Here is a 21,240-nt window from a genome sequence, read left to right as displayed (position 1 = left end):
TCCCCAATACTCCTGCAACACCGACATTACTCTAATTCATCGCCCTGCTGAAATTTCAGCCACTTATCGGCTACGTAGGTGGTTAATTCCCGTTGAAAGCGCTGTTCAGAAAAGGTTTCGGCCTGGTTACGTATCGTCTCGGCCCCAAAGCTACCGCGATTTTGCTCAAACTGTTGCACTGCCTGCACCAGATGATCGACGGTTTGCCGGTGGAAAAGGATCCCCGTTTTGCCATCGATCACCGTTTCGGCACAGCCCCCCCGGCCATAGGCAATCACCGGTGCCCCCGCCGCCTGGGCCTCCACCACCGTAATACCAAAGTCTTCTTCTGCTGGAAACACAAACCCCCGACAGCGCTCCATATAATCTGACACCACGGCGTCAGAGGGGTTCCTGAGAAAGGAAATGTTGGATTTGGCAGCCTGTTGCAGCGCCCCTAGGGCTGGCCCGTCACCGATGACGACTAGAGGCAGGCCCAGGCGGTTGAAGGCCTCTACCGTCAGATCAACTCGTTTGTAGGGCACACAGCGCGACACCGTCAGGTAGAAATTGTCTCGGGGCTGCTGCCAGCGAAAGCGATCGATCGCCACCGGCGGATAGATCACCGTGGCGGGGCGGCGGTAGGTTTTCCAAATGCGGCGGGCCACGTAGCGGGAGTTGGCCACAAAGCAGTCAACCCGGTGGGCGGCGGCTAAGTCCCACAGGCGCAGGTAGTGCAAAAGCAGCCGGGTGATGGCACTTTTTACCCCGCCTGTAAGCCCCGCCTGTTGAAGATACTGGTGTTGCAAATCCCAGGCGTAGCGAATGGGGGTATGGACGTAGCTAATGTGCAGCTGGTGCGGTCGGGTGAGCACTCCCTTGGCGACGGCATGGTTGCTCGAAATCACCAGGTCGTAGGCCGATAGATCAAATTGCTCGATCGCCAGGGGCATCAGCGGCAGATACTGGCGAAAGTGCTGGCGGGCCCAGGGTAGATTTTGAATAAAGGAGGTCTGAACGCGGGTGCCGGGTGGGATTAGCCCTGCCGCTTCGGGGGCTAAAAATTCTACCAGGCTAAACACATCGGCCTGGGGATAGACCGCCAACAGCTGCTCGACCACTTTTTCTGACCCAGCACGGCTGGCTAACCACTCGTGCACCACGGCAACGGCGGTCGGTAGGGGTTCAGCAGCCATAGCGGTGGAGGGATGAGGGGAAACGGTGAGTGGGCACTCCCACCCACGGGGAGAAGGAGTAGAGCGATCGCTTAGCTATCCACAGACTTTTCGGTGGTTAGCTCCCCGGCGGCAACTTTGTCGCTCACCAGCTGGCGCACTAACTCCAGCTCTTCGTAGGTGACTTTGCCGTCGGCGGTCATCGTGGCGGTAATGGCATCTCGTTCGGCCTGGGTGAGCACGCCATCGGCGATCGCCTGCTCAATGGTCTGCCGTAGTGTATTCAGCTCTTGCTGCTCTTCGGCGCTCAGTTCTTGGGCCATAACAGTGCCTCCGCTCCAGTTCCACGCTCAATCTTACTACTCCGGCGGCTACCGGCAAGTGCCAGTGCCCTCAATGCCCTCGTAGTCGATCGCCACTTGAGAGCCACTGCGCGGGTTGCCCCCCGACAGGTCAGTTAGCTCGACTGGGTAGCTGCCACCGGTAGGTGGGCTCATGGTGCCCCGGTAGAGGGGCTGCCCCTGGTTGTTGCTGCCCTGGCGGCTGAGGGTGCCATCAAAGGTGTTTTGGGTTTCCAAATTGACAAAGCGCACCAAGTTAAAGCCGTTGCCGTCGTAGAAGGCCGTAAAGGTCATGGCTTCCATGGTGCCGGTACAGGTGCTGCTTTGGTTGGCCTGCTGCGGTAGGGGGGTGGCGCGTCCGGCGATATTGATGAAGTCGCCGCGAATCCAACCTTCGGCCCCAGACGTTTCAAATTTGACAAAGTACCAGGTGCCGTCGCTGCGATCGGCCGATCGCAGGAGCTGTACCGGGTCACCCACCAGGCCATAGCCCCTGGCGTCGGAGGTGGTGGTCGGCTGCGATCGCAAGTTGATCTGAGATCCAGGCTGGCTGGCAATTAGCTGGGCGGCCTGGGGCGGGTTTACCGCCGTGCCGGTGCCGCCCACCCCCGGTTCGGGGGGGCTCGAACTAGGCGGTGTCCCTGGCGTTGGAGCTGGCGTCGTTCCTGGGCCTGGAGTCACCCCAGGGGCTGGCTCAGTGGAGTCAATCACGACCGGCTGATCGTCAAGCTGTTCCTCTATACCGGGAGATACCTCCCCAGTAGTCTCGTTACGGCTTTGACAGGTGACCGCTGTCAGCGCGACTACCACACTACAGAGTGCTACTGCCATCCATGCTTTGGCCTTTGTCATCGCCATGCTCTCCCAGAAGACCAGAGATCTAGCATAGCGTTTGGCCCTAAAGGCTTTGGCGTTTGGGGGTTTAGATTTTAGATTGTCACACCTGCTTGGGCCAATCACCTCACCGACCGCATTTGTTCGGGCCAGCCACCTACCGGGCAAACTCCACCACCGCTTCATCTGCTACCACGTAGGCCACCTCACCGGCCCCCAGGGCAATGTCGTAGCCGCCGGTAAATTCGCCAAAGGCTGGCAGGGTCAGCTGATTTTGCCGAGGTTGCCAGTGAAAGCAGGGCAGCCGCAGGCGATCGCATCCCATTGTCAGCCGCAGGCAGGGGTGGATGTGGCCACAGAGATTGAGGCAATCTGGGTCTAACTCAGGCTCATGGCTAAAGCGCAGCCCACCGACGTCTACCGCCTCTAGATAGCAGGCCACCGAGAGCTGGTCGAGGGTGTCTTGCAGGCGGCGATCGTGGTTGCCCACAATCAGATGGGCGCTGATCTGGGTGCGGTGCAAGAATTTGAGCCAGGCGTCGATCACCGCGTCGGCCATGCCCTCGCGCCCGTGGAACAGGTCGCCCAAAATCCACAGCGAGGTCGGGCTGAGCTGCCTACACAGATCCTCTAGCCGCTGGAGAGTGGCGTGGTTTGTTTGGCTCGAAATGGGCAGCCCGTAGTGTTGAAAGGTCTCCGCCTTGCCCAGATGCACATCGGAGACCAGCAGTGCCTCCAGCGCCTCGATATAGACCGCTCGCTGGGGCAGCAACTGGAGCTGGGTCGGGCCGACGGTTAGAGTGGCTACACCGGCAGTTGGGGTTGGCATGGACAGCAATATAGCAAAGCACTGTTGGCCAATGTAAGGCGACGTCTGGAAAATTTTCTCCCTCATGGTGGGCAGTGCCCACCCTTGTATCTTTAGAGGTGTGTGGCAGACCGTCCCACCCTAGGTTGTCCAAAACCGAACGTAGCATGGGTCGCTGCACACCTCTGAAGTTAACTCGCAAAATCGCCAGGAGCTTAGACTCCGTATCGAGCAAGGACGAGTGATGTCAGATTAACCTCCTACACGGGTGGATACAACCATGACTGAACTATCACAAGCGCATCAATGGGTTGGCATTGACGTATCCAAGCGCACCTTAGATGTGTACGTCCGTCCACTTGGATTAAGCGTTCAGGTGGCCAACAGTGACTCTGGTTTAAGAGAGTTGCTACAGGCGTTAACGGCGTTTCGTCGCGAGACGAGTCTGATTGTGCTGGAAGCGACCGGGGGCTATCAAGCCCTGGCGGCGCGAACGTTGATGGCGGAGGGCTGGCCCGCCGTTGTGGTGAATCCACGTCAAGTGCGTGATTTTGCCCGGGCCACGGGGCGCATGGCTAAAACAGACAAAATTGATGCCGAGGTGTTGGCTCACTTTGCCGATGCCATCCGTCCAGAGGTACGGGCGATGGCGAGTGAGGCCAGTCAACACCTTCAAGACCTCGTCACGCGACGGCAGCAACTCGTCGAGATGATGAGTGCCGAAAAAGCCCGGCAACGCTCAGCACGAGCCAGGACGGGTCAGAGCATTGAGCAGCATATTGACTGGCTCAAGCAACAGATCCAAGACCTCGATACCCAGATTGAGCAGCTCATCGCCCAGAGCGATCAGTGGCAGCGCACCCGCGAGATCCTCACCAGTGTGCCGGGTATTGGGGCTGTGACGACGGGGCTCCTCTTGGCCTCACTCCCCGAGTTAGGACAGATCTCAGCGAAGCGCCTAGCCAGCTTGTGTGGCCTCGCCCCGTTCAACCGCGATAGCGGCCAGATGCGGGGTAAGCGGATGATTAGCGGCGGTCGAGCCACCGTGCGCACAGGCCTCTACATGGCCGCGTTAGTCGCCACTCGCCATAATCCGGTCATTCGCGATTACTACCAGCGCCTGCTGCAGCGGGGAAAACTCAAAAAGGTTGCCCTGGTGGCCTGCATGCACAAACTGGTGATTATTCTCAATGCCATGGTAGAACATGACACCCTCTGGCAGGCTCCGGCTTGCTCCCTGCCCGCCGCCACATAAGGAACAGCAAGACTCTGTCTGATGCAGGCAGGGCTCCTGGCTTGATTTCCGCTGCCATCCCGCCGAGGCTAATCGCATAGCAGGATGAGCTTGACAAAGAAGATAATCGCTACGGTGGCTACAGTCGCCGGATACAGCGGGGAGATTCTTTTCTAGAAAGCTTATAAGCGATCGCCCCTAGAGCAAATTCATAATCTGCGCCACCATGGCCAGGCTCTCTTCGTAGAGCATGTCTTCGCCCCAGCGCTGGAGCTGCTGGCCCAGCATAAAGTCGGCCTTTTGGTCAGACAGAGCCGTGACCTGCTCAACCTGGCAGGCCTGGGCACCGCCCCCAGCTTCCATCCGCATGCAGCCGCTGGTCTCAGAACACAAAATAGTGCAGCAGTTGGCATTGGTGTTGGTTGACAATAGCCGCAGCCCGGTGAGGTCGCCAATTACTTCCCCAGAGTCGGCCACCGGAATAGCCGCCAACTCGGCTTCAACGGCCAAGTCATTAGGGCCTTTGAAGTGAATCTTTTTGATGTTGTAAATGCCCCCCTCTTCGACATAGGCAATGGGCTGCCAGTTAAGGCGGCTGGCAAACCAGCCCAGGTACAGCAGCGCCTGGGCGGCGTTGCCCTGTTCGTAGTCAATGCTGATGCGATCGACATCAATCAGCGCCTCGCGCCGTTCGGGGGGGTCAAAGGCGGCGGCGGTCAGCTCTTGCCAGGGGGCCAGTCGGTGCCAGTTGAGATCGGCGATGTAGGTACCCGCCTCGATCAACTCCTGCATTTTTTGCAGCTCGGCTTCAGCATCGCTAAAGTAGCTAGAGTCAACAATGATGCAGTTGCTGGTCTTGGCCAGGCTTTGAAAAATCAACTGCTCGGGGCTCGGGGTCGCTTTCCACCAGACAAACTTGGGTAGTTCTGGCAGCGTTAATGATGCCACCAGATCACTTACCCGCTCCAGGGCCGCTTTAGTGCCCCGCAGGTTGATGTACTCGCAGCAGATCAAGTTGCCCGAGCTTCTCTTCTGCACGGGGCAATACACCGACACCTGAGCCGTCACCCCAGTATCTTCGCCAAAGGTGGGGCACAGGCTAATAATGCGGCAGGGATTGTGGGCCGAAATCGACTCGCTGAGGCTAAACCCCCGCTGATCGAGGTTGGCATACTGCTTTTGCGATTCTGACAGCTGGGCATACTCTTGGCGAATGCGGGCCAGGGTGGGAGGGTCAACTCGACCGGTCACGCGCAGTTCGTAGGCAACCTGAGCCTGCCGTAGGGCATCGCGGGTTTGAGGGCCGTGGTTGCCATCAATAAAGCCAGCATAGTGGCCCAGGGCCGCCAGCACCTGCTGCACCTCTTCGGGCTCATAGATCACCATGGTGAAGGTGGTGGCGCGGGTGGCCATCGGGGTGGCGACCCCAGAATCTTGCTGACGCCAAATATTGTGCAGTTCTGACTCTATTTCATCCAGGGAAATGTCCTTGGGCTTTTGCAGAGCAACAATCGGAGTCATAGTCATAGGACAAAGCAGTAAAGGGATCGCAAAACCAGGCTCAGCTTGGGCACACCGCAGGCTATAGCCGTCGCCAGCGCCGTCCGTCTTTATTCAGCAAAAATTCGGCTTCAACCGGCCCCCAAGTGCCTGCCTCATACAGGGGAATCGCCTTCGGGTCGGCTGGGGCATCCCAGGCTTCGAGTAGCGGAGTGAGCAGCCGCCAAGAGGCCTCTACCTCGTCGCCCCGGGTAAACAGGGTCTGGTCGGCCAGCATGCAGTCGACAATCAGGCGGGCGTAGGCGTCGGTGTTGGCCTGGCCAAAGGCGGCATCGTAGCGAAAGTCCATGTCGACGGAGCGGGTGCGCAGCGAGTTGCCGGGAGTCTTGACTTCAAACCGCATGGAGATGCCCTCGTCGGGCTGAATGCGCAGGGCCAACACGTTGTGGTTCATCTGCTGAGCGGCAGACTGAAACATCAGGTGGGGCACTTCTTTGAAGTGAATCGAAATTTCACTCACTTTCTTGGGCATCCGTTTGCCGGTACGCATGTAGAAGGGCACCCCCTTCCACCGCCAGTTGTCGATTTCGAGCTTAATGGCACTAAAGGTCTGCATGGTCGATTCGGGGTTGGCCCCCTCCTCTTCGCGGTAGCCAGGTACCGACTGGCCCTTCATCCACCCGCCTGAATACTGGCCCCGCACTGCCGCTTGGCTGATATCGTCAATATCGCTGAGTCGGGTCGCTTGCAGTACTTTGGTCTTCTCGTTGCGAATGCTGTCGGCATCGAGGGAGTTGGGAGCCTCCATGGCGGTGAGGCAAAATAGCTGCATCAGATGGTTTTGCACCATGTCGCGCAGGGCTCCCGCCGTTTCGTAGTAGCCGGCCCGGCCCTCTAGGCCCACCGTCTCGGCCACGGTAATCTGCACGTGATCGACAAACTGCCGGTTCCACAGAGGTTCAAAGATGGCGTTGGCAAAGCGAAACACCATCAGGTTTTGAACGGTTTCTTTGCCCAGGTAGTGGTCAATGCGATAGATCTGGCGCTCTTTGCAGACATCCTGCACCACCCGGTTCAGCACTCGGGCCGAAGAGAGGTCTTTGCCGAAGGGTTTTTCGATGATCAGCCGCTGCTTGTCGGGGTCTTCGAGCATGCCTGCGGCCCCTAACTGCTGGGTTGCTTCGCCAAAGAAGCGCGGGGCGACAGACAGATAAAAGACCCGGTTGCCTTGGGTACCCCGTTGCTGGTCGAGTTCGGCCAAAAACGTCTTCAGCGACTGATAAAACTCAGGGTCATCAATGTCGCCGGGGCAGTAGAACAACCCCCGCGCAAAATCATTCCAAATGGCTTCAAACCCCAGGCCGTTGCCAAACTCTTCTACCCCTTCTCGCAGATGCTCTCGAAAGAACTCGTGGCTCCACTCGCGTCGGGCTACACCGACAATGGTGAGCTCGGGGGGCAACCGCCGCTCGCGCCGCATTTGGTAGATGGCAGGCACAATTTTACGCTGGGTGAGGTCGCCCGAGGCCCCAAAAATAACTAGAATTTGCGGCTCGGGAATGCGGTCTTGTTGAAGACCAGAGCGCAGGGGATTTTCAAGCAAGGACACCATAAGCGTGCGGGATAAAAAGCAGAAGAGAAACAGTGGAAACCAAACGCTGGGCCTGAGCTATGGGGTGTGATTAGTGCGGTTTGGGAAACGCTGGCCCCACCCCTAAATAACAGAAACCGCAATCTATATTGACAGCAGATTTTGCAAATCTAGCGAGACTACAGACCGTCTTAATTAACTGGGCAGAAACGGTATTCAAGGTCACCAATTGTGGAGCAGTGATTGGGGCAACACTGTCTCAATCATGCTGGTATGCCAGACCCACCTTAAGATACTGCCGAAGATTTGGGGATCTATCGAGGGCAGTATTCACGCTCGATAGATGGCGCTGGCCGGGGCGATCGCCGCTACTCCCCCCATCCGCCAACCTCAGTTCGCCAGCAACGTGTCCTGGCGGCGGCTATGGTCTTGAATAAATGATTCAACCAGGGCGACATCGTCTTTGCTGCCCACCACAAAGGGGGTGCGCTGGTGAATCTCGCCGGGCACCACCGCCATGATATCTTCGGTGCCGGTGCTGGCTCGCCCGCCTGCCTGCTCAATCAGGTAGGCCAAGGGGGCAGTTTCGTAGAGCAGCCGCAGCTTGCCCTCAGGCTTTTTGGTGGTGCCGGGGTAGAGAAATACCCCCCCCTGGGTGAGAATGCGGTGAAAGTCTGCCACCAGCGCCCCGGTGTAGCGGGCCGAATAGCCATCGTGGCGATGGACATAGCGGGCAAAGTCGCGAATTGAGTCTTCCCATTGCCAGAAGTTGCCCTCGTTGACGCTGTAGGTGGGGCCGTGGGCCGGGGTCTGAATGTTTTCGGTGGCCAAGATAAATTCGCCCAGGCTGGGATCGAGCACAAAGGCATGTACCCCATTGCCAATGGAGTAGACCAGGAGCGTGCTGGGGCCGTAGAGAATGTAACCCGCTGCCAGCTGCTGATGACCATCTTGCAGCAGATCAGCCCCGTCGTGGTCGAGGTCGTCGCCCTGCTGGCGGCGAATGGAGAAAATAGAGCCGACATTGAGGTTGATATCGACGTTAGACGACCCGTCAATCGGGTCGTAGAGCAGGGTGTAGCGGCCAATGGGACAATTTTCAGGGATGTAGTAGGGCTTGTCCATTTCTTCGGAGGCCAGACGACAGACCAAGCCGCTCTGCTTGAATACCGAGATAAATACGTCGTTGGCGTAGATGTCCATTTTTTTGACGGCTTCGCCCTGGACGTTGGTTTCGCCGGTAAAGCCCAGGGCCGACTCCATCAGCCCCGCCCGGCTAAGGTGGCGGGCGATCAGCTTACCTGCCAGGGCAATGCGGTTCATCAGGGCGCTGAGGTCTTGGGCCTCGGGGCCAAAGCTGTGCAGTTGTTCGAGGACGTGGCGGGTGAGGGTTTTGCAGTCGCGATCGAGGGCAAAGGCAGTGTCGGCGGGCTGGTAGTCGGCCATCGTAGGGTTCCTTTCTTATTCTGTTTTGAGAGCGGGGTTGCGGCGTCTAGGCGGGCGACAACCTCTAGGGGCTGTCTTCATGGTAAGAAGGCTGACTGGGATTGCTGGCAACCTTTAGAGACACTTTAGAAATGGGGCCGCCCTGAGAATCGAGCTTTTGCCCCCATCTCAGCTACTGTCGGGGTTTATCGCCGCTGAGAGCCACAGGCAAACCTGAGCTCAGGCAGATTCGGCTTCACTCAGCCACCCTAGCACTAACGGATTAACTAACTCTGGTGCTTCATCCTGGGGGCAGTGGCCCACTCCAGGCAGCTCTTCCATTGCCTTGACTGCCGGGAAATCGGCCAGGGTGCGGCCTAGGGCCACGGGCTCCCAGGGGTCGGCTTGCCCCCAGACAATCCACACCGGGCAATGGGTTTGGGGCAAGAGATCTTCGGGCAGGGGGCCCTGGGAATAGCGCACAAAGGCCAAAAATACGTCGGCGGCTCCAGGGGTTAAAGCCGGGGTGAGAATGGCTTCTACCAAGGCATCGGTAATGGCTTCGGGGCGACGATAGGCCTGCCCCAGCAGGTTGCGAATTACCTTGCGCTGCGCAATGCGCGAGAAAAAGAAGCGCCCTACCGGAGCATAGCCCAGCAGGTTTTGCACCATTGGGGTGCTGAGGCGCTGATGCCACGGAATGTCGGCCCGCCGCCGCTCATGCAGCAAACGAATTGAACAGTTGAGCATGACCACGCCCTTGACCCACTCAGCGCCATCTACGGCGGCCTGGAGGGCCACAATGCAGCCGATGGAGTTGGCCACCAGGTAGGCTGGCTGGCCGATCACCTCGCGGCAAAAGTCGAGAATTTGCTGGCCCCAGGTCTCAAACGTGTAAGCCAGCGGTTGGTTGGGAGTGGGTTTGTCAGAGAGGCCAAAGCCCAGCAGATCGATCGCATAGGCTTGGTAATGCTCACCCAGGGCGGGCAGATTTTTGCTCCAGTGGTCACTAGAGGCCCCAAACCCATGGATGCAGAGCACCGGCGTACCTGTGGTGCCAAGCTGTTGGTAGCGAATGGAAAACCCCTGCCATTGCCAGGTTTTTACAGTGGGGGTGGCTAGGAGAGTGGTCACAGGGAGGCCTCTTGAGAAACTTAGGCTGGCTTCATACTCCTTAACCCTAGCGAAAAGGGTGAGTTTCAGCCAGAAGTTGCGGTGAGGTTAGGAGCGAGCCGACTCGTTGATCACCGCGATCGCCCACAGACAGCCCAGCAGCACTAGCGATCGCCCCAACCCTCGCTCTAAAACCACCACAATAATCTCGGCCACCAGGGGCAGATCTAAAACAATGGCCGCAATGTAGGTAATCGTAAAGCCCGCCAGAGTCAGCAAGAAGTACTTCACCAGTTTGAAGGTCAGGGGCATCAGCCCGCTTTGGCGATGGGGTCGTCGCATGGTGGGGTTCCTTTAGGCTTGCAACATGAGGAGCTGATGAGCCGTTTCTACTCCCTATCCGTAAGTGCGTTCTAGGCCCTGGGTGTGACCTGGACCTAGGGCTGATGGTCAGATTCTTGGGCGATAATGAAGAGTCTGGGTGGTGATGGCTAGGCCTACTCACCCTGGATGACAGCTAGCAAAGCGGATCAGCTTCTATGCCCCCCATCACTGACGAGACCCTGTGGGCCATTCTCAACGACGAACTCGACGATGACACCGTGAACCGCCTGGTCTGGCAGGGCTTGGGCTACCGCGAAACCTCAGATGGCTGGGATAATTCGGCGGTAGAGGCCCTCTGGGTAGAAAAATTTCCCCAGCCGCCCAACTTTATTGAGAGTCGCCCGGCAACAGTGCAGCTTACGCGCTCAATTCCCAAGGCCGATAAACAATTGCTGAAAGAAGAGCTGGGGTTTAAGGGCTACACCGTAGACCAGCTGATTCCTCGCTTGACCCGTCGAGCGACAATGGTGAGCTGGTTGCTGAGCTACCGCAGGCGGTAGGAGACCGATGGCCGAGCAGAACCGATGCCTAAAATTAGAAAAGGATGCGGGGAAGCCCGCATCCTCGCTCTCAACCCACGGCGCTCTCTCCGTGGATATCTGGTCTGCTGGCTTGGCCTGGAGATCGATAGTGTCGCGATCGCAGGGGCCAAGCCAGCAGCATAGCTGATGTTAGAACTCTGCCGTGGCCAAGGCTCTAGGCGCTTGGTCCTGAGGGGCCGCGCTGGGATCGTCGGCCTTGGGGGAAGAGTCTAAAAAGATGTCGTTGGCCTTGAGCTGAAGCCCGGCCCGAGGCTGGGAGTCGGTTTTGCTGACGTAGGGGGAGGCGTCGATCGCACCGCTAGCGATAATCAGCGACCCTTTCTTGATGTAGGTGAGCTTGCGCCAGGCAGAGGAGTCTTCCCACACGGTGATGTTGACAGTAAAGCTGTCGTTGTCTTTGCGGCTGGGAATGCGATCGACGTAGATGGTGAGGTCGGCCACCTGAGTATGGCCGCCCGTTTTGCGCTCAATGCTGCGAATCTGGGGGTCGGCGGCTACGTACCCGGCCAGGGTACATAGGTTTAATCCTCGACTTGACATAGCTAGGGTCTCCTTAGAACTAGATGCACCAGACCCTGCTCGGCAAGCCAGATGTCTGTGGCTTTAATATGCACAGGGGAGATTCACAATTTGCTATGGAAAATCACGTAACTTTTGAAACGAGTGCCTCAGTGTTCTTACTAGAGTGACTGAGTTAGACCTAGGAATTTGGCCACAGCCATAGTCCGGCTTAGCGATATGCTAGGCCTGGAGTAATTACAGTGCTATGACCACTCAATCGGTAGACCCGGCCCCCCGTAAGCTCTGGTTAGCAGCCATAAAGCCCCCCATGTATAGCGTTGCTATGATGCCGATGGTGGTGGGGAGCGCGATCGCCTACGCTGAAACCGGCCAGTTTAACGGCAGTATTTTTGCGCTGTTTGTGCTGGCGGCGGTGCTCATTTTGGCCTGGGAGAATCTCAGTAATGATGTGTTTGATGCGGAGACAGGCATCGATGTCAACAAGGCCCATTCTCTCGTCAACTTAACCCGCAATCGGCGGCTCATTTTTGGCCTGGCCAACCTCTGTTTGGGGCTGGGGATCGCAGGTATCGTGGCGATCGCCGTCTATCAGCAAGACCCGACTGTACTGGGGCTAGTGGTGCTCTGCTGCGGCCTGGGCTACATGTATCAGGGGCCACCCTTTCGCCTGGGCTACCAGGGGCTAGGAGAGGTGCTGTGTTTTTTAAGCTTTGGCCCTTTGGCCATGGGGGCCGCCTACTATAGCCAGACCCAGACCTGGTCGTGGGGTAGCCAGATGGTGGGAATGATGGTGGGGCTGACGACAACGCTGGTGCTGTTTTGTTCGCACTTTCACCAGGTCGAGGACGATCTGGCGGCGGGTAAGCGATCGCCGATTGTGCGGTTGGGCACAAAGCGGGGGGCAGCGCTGGTGCCCTGGGGCTGTGGGGTGTTTTTTGCGATCGCCGCTGTCGCTTTAGTTCTAGGTATTTTTCCGGTCTGGACGGCGCTGGTGTTTTTGAGCCTGCTTTCGGCCTGGCGGCTCAGTCGCCACGTTACCCGTTATCACGACCAGCCGAGCCGGGTGTTTAACGCTAAGTTTTTTGCCATTGGCTTTCACTTTTGGAGCGGAGTGCTGCTGAGTTTGGGCTTTTGGCTAAGCGCCTATGGGGCTTGAGCTGGCGCTGAAACCCTACCGACGGCGGTTTGTGCAGCCATTACACACCGCCCACGGCCCGTGGGTCTGGCGCGAGGGCCTACTGATTCGCCTGAGGGATGGCCTGGGCCGATGGGGCTACGGCGAGGTGGCCCCCATTCCCTGGTTTGGCAGTGAGACGATGGCCGAAGCGCTGGCGTTTTGCCGCGCTCAGGGGGGGGAGTGGCATGGGCAGAAGGTTCCCGCTGCTCTCCCGGCGACTCAGTTTGGGCTAGAATCTGCCCTGGCCGATTTGACCGGACAGAGCGCTGGTCATGAACCGGCAATTCCTGCGGATAGCTTTGCTAACGCAGCCATCTGTGGCTTGCTGCCCGCTGGTGCAGCGGTGTTAGAGATTGCCCCCCAGCGCTTAGCCCAAGGCCATCGCACCCTGAAGTGGAAAATTGGCGTGCATCCCATTGCTGACGAAATCGCTTGGCTAGAGCAATGGGTGAAAACTCTGCCCTCCGAGGCTCGACTGCGGTTGGATGCTAACGGCGGCCTGAGTCTGGCCCAGGCCGAGCATTGGCTGGCGGCCTGCGATCGCCTCAACGCCAATCTTCACTTAGCCACTGTTGAATACCTTGAGCAGCCGTTGCCCCCCGACCAGCTAACGGCAATGATCGCTCTTGGTCATCGATATCAAACGGCGATCGCCCTGGATGAATCGGTTGCCACCGTGGCTCAGCTAGAGAACTGTTGGCAGCAGGGGTGGCGGGGAGTCTGTGTGGTCAAGCCTGCGATCGCCGGTTCGCCCCAGCGCCTGGAAGCCTTCTGCCAACAGCATCAGCCCCACCTCGTCTTTTCCTCTGTCTTTGAAACCGGGGTGGGGCGACGGGCTGCCCTGGCGATCGCCGCCCGCTGCTCTCCTGCTCCGGCTCCAGCGCTGGGCTTTGGCACCCAAGGCTGGCTCGATGACGACTGGGATACCCTCACCCCCGCCGAGCTATGGGACAGACTCTAAAAGCGTTGCTTCACAACCGTTGGGGAGACGATTGGCTGATCGGCCCTAGTAGGCAGGCATTTTGGCAATGTTTAGGTCAACTCAGCCCTAGTTTTGCTGCGTATAGAGAATCTTGCACTGTCCACAACCCCGGAGTTTTGATCGCTGAACCTGACCCGCTACTGTTTTTGGCGACTTGCTTGGCAGCTTGGTCGGCGGACTGCACCGTAGTTTTGGCGAACCCTGGCTGGGGCGATCGCGATCGTCATCAGATGCAGGCCATGGTCGATCCAGTCTGGAGCAATCCCCTGGTGCCGGGCATGGCGGCCTATCCCTGCCGAGTGCTGGGGGCGCAGCCGGGGCAAATTCTGATCCCCACGGGCGGTTCGTCGGGGCAGATTAAGTTTGCGGTGCATAGCTGGGAGACCCTCAGCGTCTCCGTAGCCGGCTTTTGCGCCCACTTTGGCGGTGGCCCAGTCCACGCCTACTGCGTACTGCCACTGTTTCACGTCAGCGGGCTGATGCAGACGCTGCGAGTGCTGACCACGGGCGGGCAGCTGGTGCTCCAGCCCTACGGCGATCTCAAGCGGGGCGAAGTCTTGCCCTTACCCTCCGGTGGATTTCTCTCGCTGGTGCCGACTCAGCTTCAGGATTTATTGGCTTTGGGGGATGAGTTTGGCCCCTGGCTGCGGAGTTTTAGGGCGGTGCTGCTGGGGGGTGCGCCTGCTGGGCGATCGCTGCTCGACCAGGCCCAGGCGGCCCACATTCCCGTCGCCCTTACCTATGGCATGACCGAAACTGCCGCCCAGGTCACCACCTTGCTGCCAGAGGAATTTCTGGCCGGCAACCGCAGCAGCGGCAGAGCTTTGCCCCATGCAAGAATCACGATTTTCAATGACCAGGGGCAGTCTCAGCCATCGGGGCAAACGGGGCGGGTGGTGATTCAGGCCAGTTCTTTGGCCCAGGCCTATTTGAGCCTCGGGGAAGGGATTGTGGTGGGCAATGCCCACCCTACGGGAGTGCTGGGATATGGGAGTTGCCCTGGCGGAACGGGTTCTTTGGTGGGCAGTGCCCACCCTACGGGGTCATTCGCTACTGATGATATTGGCTATTTCGATGACGGGGGCTATTTGCACATCGTCGGGCGCAGCAGCACCAAAATCATTACGGGGGGCGAGAATGTGTTTCCTGAAGATATTGAGGCGGCTCTGCTGGCGACGGGGATCGTGAGCGATGCCTGTGTGGTGGGGTTGCCCTGCGATCGCTGGGGGCAGCGGCTCTGTGCCCTGGTAGTGATGGATTACCCAAACCTGCTGCCAGATCTACCGGAGCGACTGCGATCGCGGCTGACTCCCTACAAACTGCCCAAGCAGTGGATTTTGGTCAATCACCTCCCCAGAACTGCCCAGGGCAAACTCAGTCGGCCCCAGTCGTTGGCCCTGGCTCAAAGAATTTTGGGCTTGGACGGTTAAAATTCCTGACTCATTTCACGGGTTTTATCCATTGCTGCTGCCGCGCTAGCTCTAGGCTGGCGGCGGCGGTGGCAAATATCAGCAGGCTTTCGGCGATCGCCACTGCAAAGGGCCAGCCCCGCAGGCTGACCGCCGCCACCACATTCACCAGGGCTAACCCCCGCACCAGGCTAAAGGCCAGTACCACCCCCGCTTTAAGCTGAGAATTCTCGTCTTGGCGCACGGCATAGCGGTAGGTAATGCCGAAGAGGCCGCCCGAGAGGCCCGCGATCGCGGCGCTGACCCAAAACGTGCTGCCGCTCAGGCCTGAAGCGACTGACGCTAGCGCCGTGCCCCAGCCGAGAGATGGCACCCGATGGGCCAACAGTAGTCCAGCTGCCACTATCCCAGCAGCAGTCCCCGCCAGCACCGCCGCCTTCAGCGACTCAACTCGGTCTTCATCGGTAAACGGACTTTCAATGGTCACAACAGTTGCTATTTCGCCTCAACTCGCTCTAGCCAGCCGCGCATTTTGCCGGGGTTGAGCAGTCCGTAGGGGTCAACCTCAGCCTTAAAGTTCACCTGCACTGCGTCCACCTTTTTCATGCCGCCGTCTTCGAGCAGGTAGGTATGGGGGTTGGCGATCAGCGCACCGTGGTCTTCGTGGTAGCGAATAATTTCTGCCAGTCGCTCGGGGGTTGAGTAGCGCACAATTTGCAGCGCCGCCGGAATCGTGGTGCCCCCCATGCGCAAATACTCCAGGTGCATGATCACCTCGTCGCCAAAGTGCTCATAGAAGTGTTGCACCCGCTCCAGTTTTGGGTCGTAGGGAAATAGGGTTTGTAGGTAGGTGAGGGTTGGGTCTACACTGCGGGCGTGGAGGGTGGTGTGGTTCCAGGTGAATTCAGCCAAGGGTGCGCCTTTGCTGGCCTCCTGGGCCGATTTGCTATAGGTGATGGTGCCGCCAAATTCCTTCACCAATTCCCCAAACAGCGCCAGGGAAGGCTCGGCCACCATTAGCAGTGCCGCCGCTTTGCCCTCAGGCAAGTAGGGCTTTAGCGACGCAAAATAGCTGGGGATCGGCCAGGCGTGGATGCTGATCAGCTTTTTGATCAACCCGTCAGCGTCGCCCAGGGCCTGACCAAAGCGGGCAGCGGTCATAAAGTCGTCGAAGGTTACGATCACCTCCGCCCAGGGGTAGGCCGGGCCGAGGGGAATTTCTAGCTCGGTGATAATGCCGTTGGTGCCGTAGGCATGGTTGACCTTATGCACCGCGTCGCCCCGCAGCTCAATCACTCTGGGATGGTCTTCCATCGTGACGACCCGCACGGCGTTGAGATTGCCGCGATCGCGCAGTTGCCCATACATAATCGAGCCAATGCCGCCGCTGCCGCCGCCAATAAAGCCGCCAAGGGTCGCCGTGCGGTAGGTGGAGGGATACATCCGCAACTCCCAGCCCGTTTCGCGGGTGACTTTATCAATGGCTGAGAGCTTGGCCCCCGGCTCGACCCAGGCCACCCCCGGCTCGACTCGCTTCACCGCGTTCAGCTTGCTCAGATCGAGCACCACACCTCCCTCCAGGGGAATGCACTGGCCGTAGTTGCCGGTGCCCGCCCCCCGCACGGTGACGGGCACTCGCGCCTCAACGCAGACCTTGGCCGCCGCTAGCACCTCCGCCTCACTGGTGGGGCGCACAATCAAATCGGCCACCCGGTCGGCTAGCTGCCCTTGCAGCACTGGGCTGAAGTAGTAATAGTCTTTCGAGAGTTTTTCGCGCTGGTTGGGGTCGCGAATAGTTTCGATCGCGCCAAAGGCTTGAGCTAGAGCATCCCAGTCGGTAGCAGGGCGAGCCAGGGTCATAGACGAGTCAACCGGTAGAAGATTGCTGTTGCTAGTGTAAGGGGCCGATCGGGGGGCGGATCTGTATCAAAGAGCGCGATCGCCACCAATCCATAGCCCCCAAAGCAAAGGGCCAAGGCAGCTTCCTACCCTGACCCCCATGTCAATTGCGATCGCGGTTAGCTAACGCTAAATAGCCGGGATCGAGCCATCGGTGTAGCGGCGCAGGTTAGCCCCCAGCAGGCGCAGTTTGCCCTCTAGGTCGTCGTAGCCGCGATCGAGGTGGTGTAACCCCTGAATGGTGGTCGTGCTCTTGGCCGCTAGGCCAGCCAGCACTAGGGCCGCCGACGCGCGCAGATCGGTCGCCAGCACCGGAGCCCCGGACAGCTGGTGTACACCTTTGATAATGGCGCAGTTGCCGTTTAGGCGAATGTCGGCTCCCATGCGGTTGAGCTCGGCCACGTGGCGCAGGCGGTTTTCAAACACCGTTTCAGTGATTAAACTGCTGCCGTCACAGACGGCCATCAGCGCCATAAACTGGGCCTGCATATCGGTGGGAAATCCAGGAAACGGCCCGGTTTGAATATCCACAGGATTGAGGGTATGGGAGGGCACGTAGCGCACCCGACTGGGGCCGTCTACCACCACTCGACCACCAATTTCATGGAGCTTGGCAATCACTGCGGTCAGGTGCTCAGGAATGATCGGGGCGATGCTGATCTCTGAGCGGGTAATGGCACCGGCGACCAGAAAGGTACCGGCCTCAATGCGATCGGGAATAATCCCATAGTCGGTGCTGTGGAGGCTAGGGACGCCTACGATGGTGATGGTATTGGTGCCAGCCCCGCGAATCTTGGCTCCCATCGCCCGGCAGAAGTTGGCCAGATCGGCCACCTCGGGTTCCTGGGCGGCATTTTCAATGATGGTTTCGCCGTCGGCCAGGGTGGCCGCCATCATTAGGGTTTCGGTGGCCCCTACGCTGGGGTAGTCGAGATAAATTTTTGCCCCTTTCAACCGTCCCCGGCTGCCGGGAACGTAGGCGTGAACCGTGCCATGCTCAATGTGGACGTTGGCTCCCATCGCCTGGAGGCCGCGCACGTGCAGCTCGACCGGGCGGGCTCCGATGGCGCAACCACCGGGGAGGGGAATGCGGGCTACTCCCATGCGGGCCAGCAGGGGGCCAATCACAAAGAAGCTAGCCCGCAGGCGGCTGACCACATCGTAGGGGGCCTTGGTGTGGGCGATGGTGCTGGCATCGACCACCAGAGCGTCGTCTTCGCGTTTGAGCTTTACTCCCAGGGCTGTGAGCACTTCGCCCATCCGCTCAATATCCATTAGACGGGGAATATTACGAATGCGGCAGGGCTGTGAGCAGAGTAGCGTGCCGGCCATCGCCACCAGGGCTGAGTTTTTGGCCCCGCTAATGGTGACCTGGCCAGAGAGAGAACTACCGCCGGTGATCTCGAGTACAGCGCCATCCGCTTCGGCGGCGATCGCAGGGTTGGGCAAACCAATGGATGTAACGATAGCGGTGTCCTCCACGACTGATAACTCCACTTTTTCCCAAATTTTCGTCTAGATTCTACTCGAAACCATCAATTTCGCCATAGCAATCTAGGTTTATTTGTCAAACTTGGCCACATCAGGATAGCCGATTCGCCCAAAAACACGAAATCTTTTTTTACACACTTGACTCTGGCGCAAACTCAGTGCATGATTACAAATCGCAGCGCTAATAACGCGCTCGGCCAGCGGAACTGGCGGAATTGGTAGACGCGCTAGGTTCAGGTCCTAGTGTTAGCAATAACATCCGGGTTCAAGTCCCGGGTTCCGCATCACCATCAACTGACGATTACTCTGTCAGCTGACCACAAGTGACTCTCACTAAGCGATTAACCAGGGGATAGTGTCATGCTTACGAGCCTGCAAAATCCCCTGGTTAAATTTTTTCGGAAGCTGCACCAGGCTAAGGTGCGGCGATCGCAGAACCAAATTTTGCTAGAGGGGACCCACCTGATCCAGGAGGCTCTCGCTACCTCCTATCCCCTCGACATTGTCTGTTTTACCCCCGCCTGGCAGCAGGCCCATGCCGATTTGGCCCTAGATCTAGACCAGCGGGCTGAACGGGTTGAGCAGGTGTCTGACGCTGTATTGGCAGCGATGGCCACGACCCAGCATCCCGACGGGGTGGTGGCCATCGCCCCCCAGCTTCACCGCCACTCCATGCCTGCGGTTCAGGGCCTTGGGCTGGTGGTAGAAACCCTGCAAGATCCTGGCAACCTGGGCACCATTATTCGCACGGCGACGGCCGCTGGGGTCGATGGCCTGTGGCTTAGCGCCGACAGCGTCGCCCCCGACCATCCCAAGGTGCTGCGGGCCTCGGCGGGCCAGTGGTTTCGGCTACCCCTAGCGGTAGTAGACGATCTGCCGACTCACCTGGCGGACTGGCATCGGGCTGGGGTGCAGCTCGTAACCACTAGCTCCTACGCCTCGGTAGATTATTGGGCGGTCGATTTCACCAAACCCACGGTGATTGTGATGGGCAACGAGGGAGCGGGTCTGTCAGCCGCCCTTCAGCGTCAGGCTACAGTACAGGTGCGCATCCCCATGGCGGGTGGGGTGGAATCGTTGAATGTAGGCATTTCGGCGGCGCTGCTGCTCTACGAGGCCCGGCGGCAGCGATGGGCGATCGCCCAAGATTAGGAGTTGTCTGATTGCTCACGGTGGTCAAGAATGAAAGGAAACTCTGTTTGCCGTAGTATCTGTACCCTTTGAACCCACGTTGAGGTCCACGTTTGTGGCCTATATTTGCGGCTAGGCTAAGGGCATACCCTTTCACCACCTAGCTTGATTAACCCTGTTTGGATTACCTGTTCAGGAGCCTGCTGTGAGCGACGCATTTGATTACGACCTGCTGATTATTGGCGCTGGGGTAGGGGGCCACGGTGCCGCCCTCCACGCGGTCAAGCGGGGGCTAAAGACCGCCATTGTCGAAGCCGATGTGATGGGCGGCACCTGCGTAAACCGGGGCTGCATTCCCTCGAAGGCACTGTTGGCAGCCTCGGGGCGGGTGCGGGAACTGCGCAACGAGCACCACCTCAAGTCTCTGGGCATTTCGGTGGGCAATGTCAGCTACGATCGCGAAGCCATTGCCGACCACGCCAAAACCCTAGTGAGCAAAATTCAGGGCGATATGACCAACAGTCTCACCCGGCTGGGGGTCGAGATTGTCAAAGGCTGGGCGCGACTGGCGGGAGAGCAGAAAGTGGCGATCGCCACTCCCGACGGCGAAAAAATCGTTACGGCGAAAGACATTATTCTGTCGCCCGGCTCGGTGCCCTTTGTGCCCCCCGGTATTGAAACCGACGGTAAAACCGTCTTTACCAGCGACGAAGCCCTCAAGCTCGACTGGCTGCCCGACTGGATCGCCATTATCGGCAGTGGCTACATTGGCCTAGAATTTTCGGACGTCTACACTGCCCTGGGTTGTGAAGTCACGATTATCGAGGCGCTGGATCAGCTGATGCCCACCTTCGATCCCGACATCGCCAAGATCGCCCAGCGGGTGCTGATCGCCCCCCGCGATATTGAAACCCGTGCCGGGGTGATTGCCCAGAAAGTTATCCCCGGCAACCCGGTGGTGATTGAACTGGCCAATCGCGAAACCCGCGAAGTAGTCGAAACCCTAGAAGTCGATGCCTGCCTGGTGGCCACCGGGCGCATCCCCGCCACGAAGGATCTGGGCCTGGAGAAGGTCGGTGTGGAAACCGATCGCCGGGGCTTTATTCCGGTAGATGACCACCTGCAAGTGCTGCGGGACGGCCAGCCGGTGCCCCACCTGTGGGCGATCGGTGATGCCACCGGCAAAATGATGCTGGCCCACGCGGCCTCGGCCCAGGGCATTCTCACGGTCGAAACCATCTGCGGTGAGCCGCGCCAGATCAACTACCTCAGCATTCCGGCGGCGGCCTTTACCCACCCCGAGGTTAGCTTTGTGGGCCTGACTGAACCGGCAGCCAAGACTCTGGCTGAGGCGGAGGGGTTTGCCATTGACACGGTGCGTACCTACTTTAAGGGCAACTCTAAGGCCCTGGCCGAGGGCGAGTCGGACGGGCTAGCTAAGGTGATCTATCGTAAAGACACGGGAGAAATTCTCGGAGCCCACATCATTGGGCTGCATGCCGCTGATCTGATTCAGGAGGCAGCCAATGCGATCGCCCAGGGGCAGACGGTAACCGATCTCTCGTTCTGCGTGCATACCCACCCCACCCTATCGGAGGTGCTCGACGAAGCCTTCAAGCGGGCCGTTGTCGTCCCCGCCTAATCCTCGTAGGGTGGGCATTGCCCACCTTCCCGCCCTGCCCCTATCTAGCCAATCCGGCTGC

The 21,240-nt window shown here is 58.9% G+C and carries 20 protein-coding genes and 1 tRNA gene; 8 read left to right on the top strand and 13 right to left on the bottom strand.

Going from position 1 to position 21,240, the window contains the following annotated elements; all coding sequences use genetic code 11:
* Positions 1-26 precede the first annotated feature (26 nt).
* From RRF56_RS08930 to pdeM, 4 genes are all read right to left on the bottom strand, one after another.
* Complete coding sequence (locus tag RRF56_RS08930; protein WP_317037287.1) at positions 27-1,175, bottom strand: glycosyltransferase family 4 protein; 1,149 nt, start codon at positions 1,173-1,175, stop codon at positions 27-29.
* Between the two features lie 71 nt (positions 1,176-1,246).
* Positions 1,247-1,477 carry a hypothetical protein gene (locus tag RRF56_RS08925; RefSeq protein WP_317037286.1) on the bottom strand — a complete coding sequence of 77 codons (231 nt, stop codon included), beginning with the start codon at positions 1,475-1,477 and terminating at the stop codon, positions 1,247-1,249.
* 48 nt (positions 1,478-1,525) lie between these two features.
* Positions 1,526-2,347: an SH3 domain-containing protein gene (locus RRF56_RS08920; protein ID WP_317037285.1), complete on the bottom strand. Its 822-nt coding sequence runs from the start codon at positions 2,345-2,347 to the stop codon at positions 1,526-1,528.
* Between the two features lie 139 nt (positions 2,348-2,486).
* Complete coding sequence (gene pdeM, locus RRF56_RS08915) at positions 2,487-3,158, bottom strand: ligase-associated DNA damage response endonuclease PdeM (RefSeq protein ID WP_317037284.1); 672 nt, start codon at positions 3,156-3,158, stop codon at positions 2,487-2,489.
* 259 nt (positions 3,159-3,417) lie between these two features.
* Between pdeM and RRF56_RS08910 the strand changes: the two genes are divergently transcribed.
* Entirely contained in the window at positions 3,418-4,392 is a 975-nt protein-coding gene (locus RRF56_RS08910; protein ID WP_317033747.1) for an IS110 family transposase, read from the top strand.
* 177 nt (positions 4,393-4,569) lie between these two features.
* Here the strand turns inward: RRF56_RS08910 and opcA are convergent, their stop codons facing one another.
* From opcA to RRF56_RS08885, 5 genes are all read right to left on the bottom strand, one after another.
* Complete coding sequence (gene opcA / locus RRF56_RS08905; RefSeq protein ID WP_317037283.1) at positions 4,570-5,898, bottom strand: glucose-6-phosphate dehydrogenase assembly protein OpcA; 1,329 nt, start codon at positions 5,896-5,898, stop codon at positions 4,570-4,572.
* 55 nt (positions 5,899-5,953) lie between these two features.
* Positions 5,954-7,483 carry a glucose-6-phosphate dehydrogenase gene (zwf, locus tag RRF56_RS08900; RefSeq protein WP_317037282.1) on the bottom strand — a complete coding sequence of 510 codons (1,530 nt, stop codon included), beginning with the start codon at positions 7,481-7,483 and terminating at the stop codon, positions 5,954-5,956.
* Between the two features lie 369 nt (positions 7,484-7,852).
* Positions 7,853-8,908 carry a class 1 fructose-bisphosphatase gene (fbp, locus tag RRF56_RS08895; protein ID WP_317037281.1) on the bottom strand — a complete coding sequence of 352 codons (1,056 nt, stop codon included), beginning with the start codon at positions 8,906-8,908 and terminating at the stop codon, positions 7,853-7,855.
* A gap of 219 nt (positions 8,909-9,127) precedes the next feature.
* Positions 9,128-10,021 (bottom strand): alpha/beta fold hydrolase, encoded by an 894-nt coding sequence (locus RRF56_RS08890; protein ID WP_317037280.1) that lies wholly within the window; start codon positions 10,019-10,021, stop codon positions 9,128-9,130.
* Between the two features lie 87 nt (positions 10,022-10,108).
* Positions 10,109-10,342, bottom strand: a complete 234-nt coding sequence (locus RRF56_RS08885) for a hypothetical protein (protein WP_317037279.1) — start codon at positions 10,340-10,342, stop codon at positions 10,109-10,111.
* A gap of 197 nt (positions 10,343-10,539) precedes the next feature.
* On the opposite strand from RRF56_RS08885, the gene RRF56_RS08880 reads away from it, so the two are divergent.
* Positions 10,540-10,884 carry a DUF1823 family protein gene (locus RRF56_RS08880; RefSeq protein ID WP_317037278.1) on the top strand — a complete coding sequence of 115 codons (345 nt, stop codon included), beginning with the start codon at positions 10,540-10,542 and terminating at the stop codon, positions 10,882-10,884.
* 171 nt (positions 10,885-11,055) lie between these two features.
* Here the strand turns inward: RRF56_RS08880 and RRF56_RS08875 are convergent, their stop codons facing one another.
* A complete protein-coding gene (locus RRF56_RS08875; RefSeq protein WP_317037277.1) occupies positions 11,056-11,466 on the bottom strand; it encodes a single-stranded DNA-binding protein in 411 nt (136 codons plus the stop codon).
* 226 nt (positions 11,467-11,692) lie between these two features.
* Between RRF56_RS08875 and menA the strand changes: the two genes are divergently transcribed.
* From menA to RRF56_RS08860, 3 genes are read left to right on the top strand one after another with little or no spacing between them, the layout of a single operon-like run.
* Positions 11,693-12,604: a 2-carboxy-1,4-naphthoquinone phytyltransferase gene (menA, locus tag RRF56_RS08870; protein WP_317037276.1), complete on the top strand. Its 912-nt coding sequence runs from the start codon at positions 11,693-11,695 to the stop codon at positions 12,602-12,604.
* The gene (locus RRF56_RS08865) at positions 12,594-13,586 is read left to right on the top strand and encodes an o-succinylbenzoate synthase (protein ID WP_317037275.1); all 993 of its coding nucleotides are present in this window, start codon (positions 12,594-12,596) and stop codon (positions 13,584-13,586) included. Before menA ends, RRF56_RS08865 begins: the two co-directional genes overlap by 11 nt.
* Positions 13,571-15,037: an AMP-binding protein gene (locus RRF56_RS08860; RefSeq protein WP_317037274.1), complete on the top strand. Its 1,467-nt coding sequence runs from the start codon at positions 13,571-13,573 to the stop codon at positions 15,035-15,037. Before RRF56_RS08865 ends, RRF56_RS08860 begins: the two co-directional genes overlap by 16 nt.
* 10 nt (positions 15,038-15,047) lie before the next feature.
* Here the strand turns inward: RRF56_RS08860 and RRF56_RS08855 are convergent, their stop codons facing one another.
* The 3 genes from RRF56_RS08855 to murA form a co-directional block, all read right to left on the bottom strand.
* Positions 15,048-15,503 carry a hypothetical protein gene (locus tag RRF56_RS08855; protein ID WP_317037273.1) on the bottom strand — a complete coding sequence of 152 codons (456 nt, stop codon included), beginning with the start codon at positions 15,501-15,503 and terminating at the stop codon, positions 15,048-15,050.
* An 8-nt stretch (positions 15,504-15,511) separates the two neighbouring features.
* Positions 15,512-16,876: an FAD-binding oxidoreductase gene (locus tag RRF56_RS08850; protein ID WP_317037272.1), complete on the bottom strand. Its 1,365-nt coding sequence runs from the start codon at positions 16,874-16,876 to the stop codon at positions 15,512-15,514.
* Positions 16,877-17,044: 168 nt separating this feature from the next.
* Entirely contained in the window at positions 17,045-18,397 is a 1,353-nt protein-coding gene (murA, locus tag RRF56_RS08845) for a UDP-N-acetylglucosamine 1-carboxyvinyltransferase (protein WP_317037271.1), read from the bottom strand.
* A 209-nt stretch (positions 18,398-18,606) separates the two neighbouring features.
* Between murA and RRF56_RS08840 the strand changes: the two genes are divergently transcribed.
* The 3 genes from RRF56_RS08840 (at position 18,607) to lpdA (ending at position 21,179) form a co-directional block, all read left to right on the top strand.
* Positions 18,607-18,690 (top strand) — tRNA-Leu (locus tag RRF56_RS08840).
* A gap of 76 nt (positions 18,691-18,766) precedes the next feature.
* Positions 18,767-19,558, top strand: coding sequence for an RNA methyltransferase (locus tag RRF56_RS08835; RefSeq protein WP_317037270.1), 792 nt, complete (start codon positions 18,767-18,769; stop codon positions 19,556-19,558).
* A 184-nt stretch (positions 19,559-19,742) separates the two neighbouring features.
* Positions 19,743-21,179 carry a dihydrolipoyl dehydrogenase gene (lpdA, locus tag RRF56_RS08830; RefSeq protein ID WP_317037269.1) on the top strand — a complete coding sequence of 479 codons (1,437 nt, stop codon included), beginning with the start codon at positions 19,743-19,745 and terminating at the stop codon, positions 21,177-21,179.
* The last annotated feature ends 61 nt before the right edge of the window (positions 21,180-21,240 follow it).

This window comes from Nodosilinea sp. E11 (genome assembly GCF_032813545.1).
Taxonomy (GTDB): Bacteria; Cyanobacteriota; Cyanobacteriia; order Phormidesmidales; family Phormidesmidaceae; genus Nodosilinea.
This window is presented reverse-complemented; position numbering and strand designations above follow the sequence as displayed.

Coding starts and splice junctions, on each gene's coding strand:
- RRF56_RS08930 (WP_317037287.1), bottom strand. CDS start 1,175: ATGGCTGCTGAACCCCTACCGACCGCCGTTGCCGTGGTGCACGAGTGG.
- RRF56_RS08925 (WP_317037286.1), bottom strand. CDS start 1,477: ATGGCCCAAGAACTGAGCGCCGAAGAGCAGCAAGAGCTGAATACACTA.
- RRF56_RS08920 (WP_317037285.1), bottom strand. CDS start 2,347: ATGACAAAGGCCAAAGCATGGATGGCAGTAGCACTCTGTAGTGTGGTA.
- pdeM (WP_317037284.1), bottom strand. CDS start 3,158: ATGCCAACCCCAACTGCCGGTGTAGCCACTCTAACCGTCGGCCCGACC.
- RRF56_RS08910 (WP_317033747.1), top strand. CDS start 3,418: ATGACTGAACTATCACAAGCGCATCAATGGGTTGGCATTGACGTATCC.
- opcA (WP_317037283.1), bottom strand. CDS start 5,898: ATGACTATGACTCCGATTGTTGCTCTGCAAAAGCCCAAGGACATTTCC.
- zwf (WP_317037282.1), bottom strand. CDS start 7,483: ATGGTGTCCTTGCTTGAAAATCCCCTGCGCTCTGGTCTTCAACAAGAC.
- fbp (WP_317037281.1), bottom strand. CDS start 8,908: ATGGCCGACTACCAGCCCGCCGACACTGCCTTTGCCCTCGATCGCGAC.
- RRF56_RS08885 (WP_317037279.1), bottom strand. CDS start 10,342: ATGCGACGACCCCATCGCCAAAGCGGGCTGATGCCCCTGACCTTCAAA.
- RRF56_RS08880 (WP_317037278.1), top strand. CDS start 10,540: ATGCCCCCCATCACTGACGAGACCCTGTGGGCCATTCTCAACGACGAA.
- RRF56_RS08875 (WP_317037277.1), bottom strand. CDS start 11,466: ATGTCAAGTCGAGGATTAAACCTATGTACCCTGGCCGGGTACGTAGCC.
- menA (WP_317037276.1), top strand. CDS start 11,693: ATGACCACTCAATCGGTAGACCCGGCCCCCCGTAAGCTCTGGTTAGCA.
- RRF56_RS08865 (WP_317037275.1), top strand. CDS start 12,594: ATGGGGCTTGAGCTGGCGCTGAAACCCTACCGACGGCGGTTTGTGCAG.
- RRF56_RS08860 (WP_317037274.1), top strand. CDS start 13,571: ATGGGACAGACTCTAAAAGCGTTGCTTCACAACCGTTGGGGAGACGAT.
- RRF56_RS08850 (WP_317037272.1), bottom strand. CDS start 16,876: ATGACCCTGGCTCGCCCTGCTACCGACTGGGATGCTCTAGCTCAAGCC.
- RRF56_RS08835 (WP_317037270.1), top strand. CDS start 18,767: ATGCTTACGAGCCTGCAAAATCCCCTGGTTAAATTTTTTCGGAAGCTG.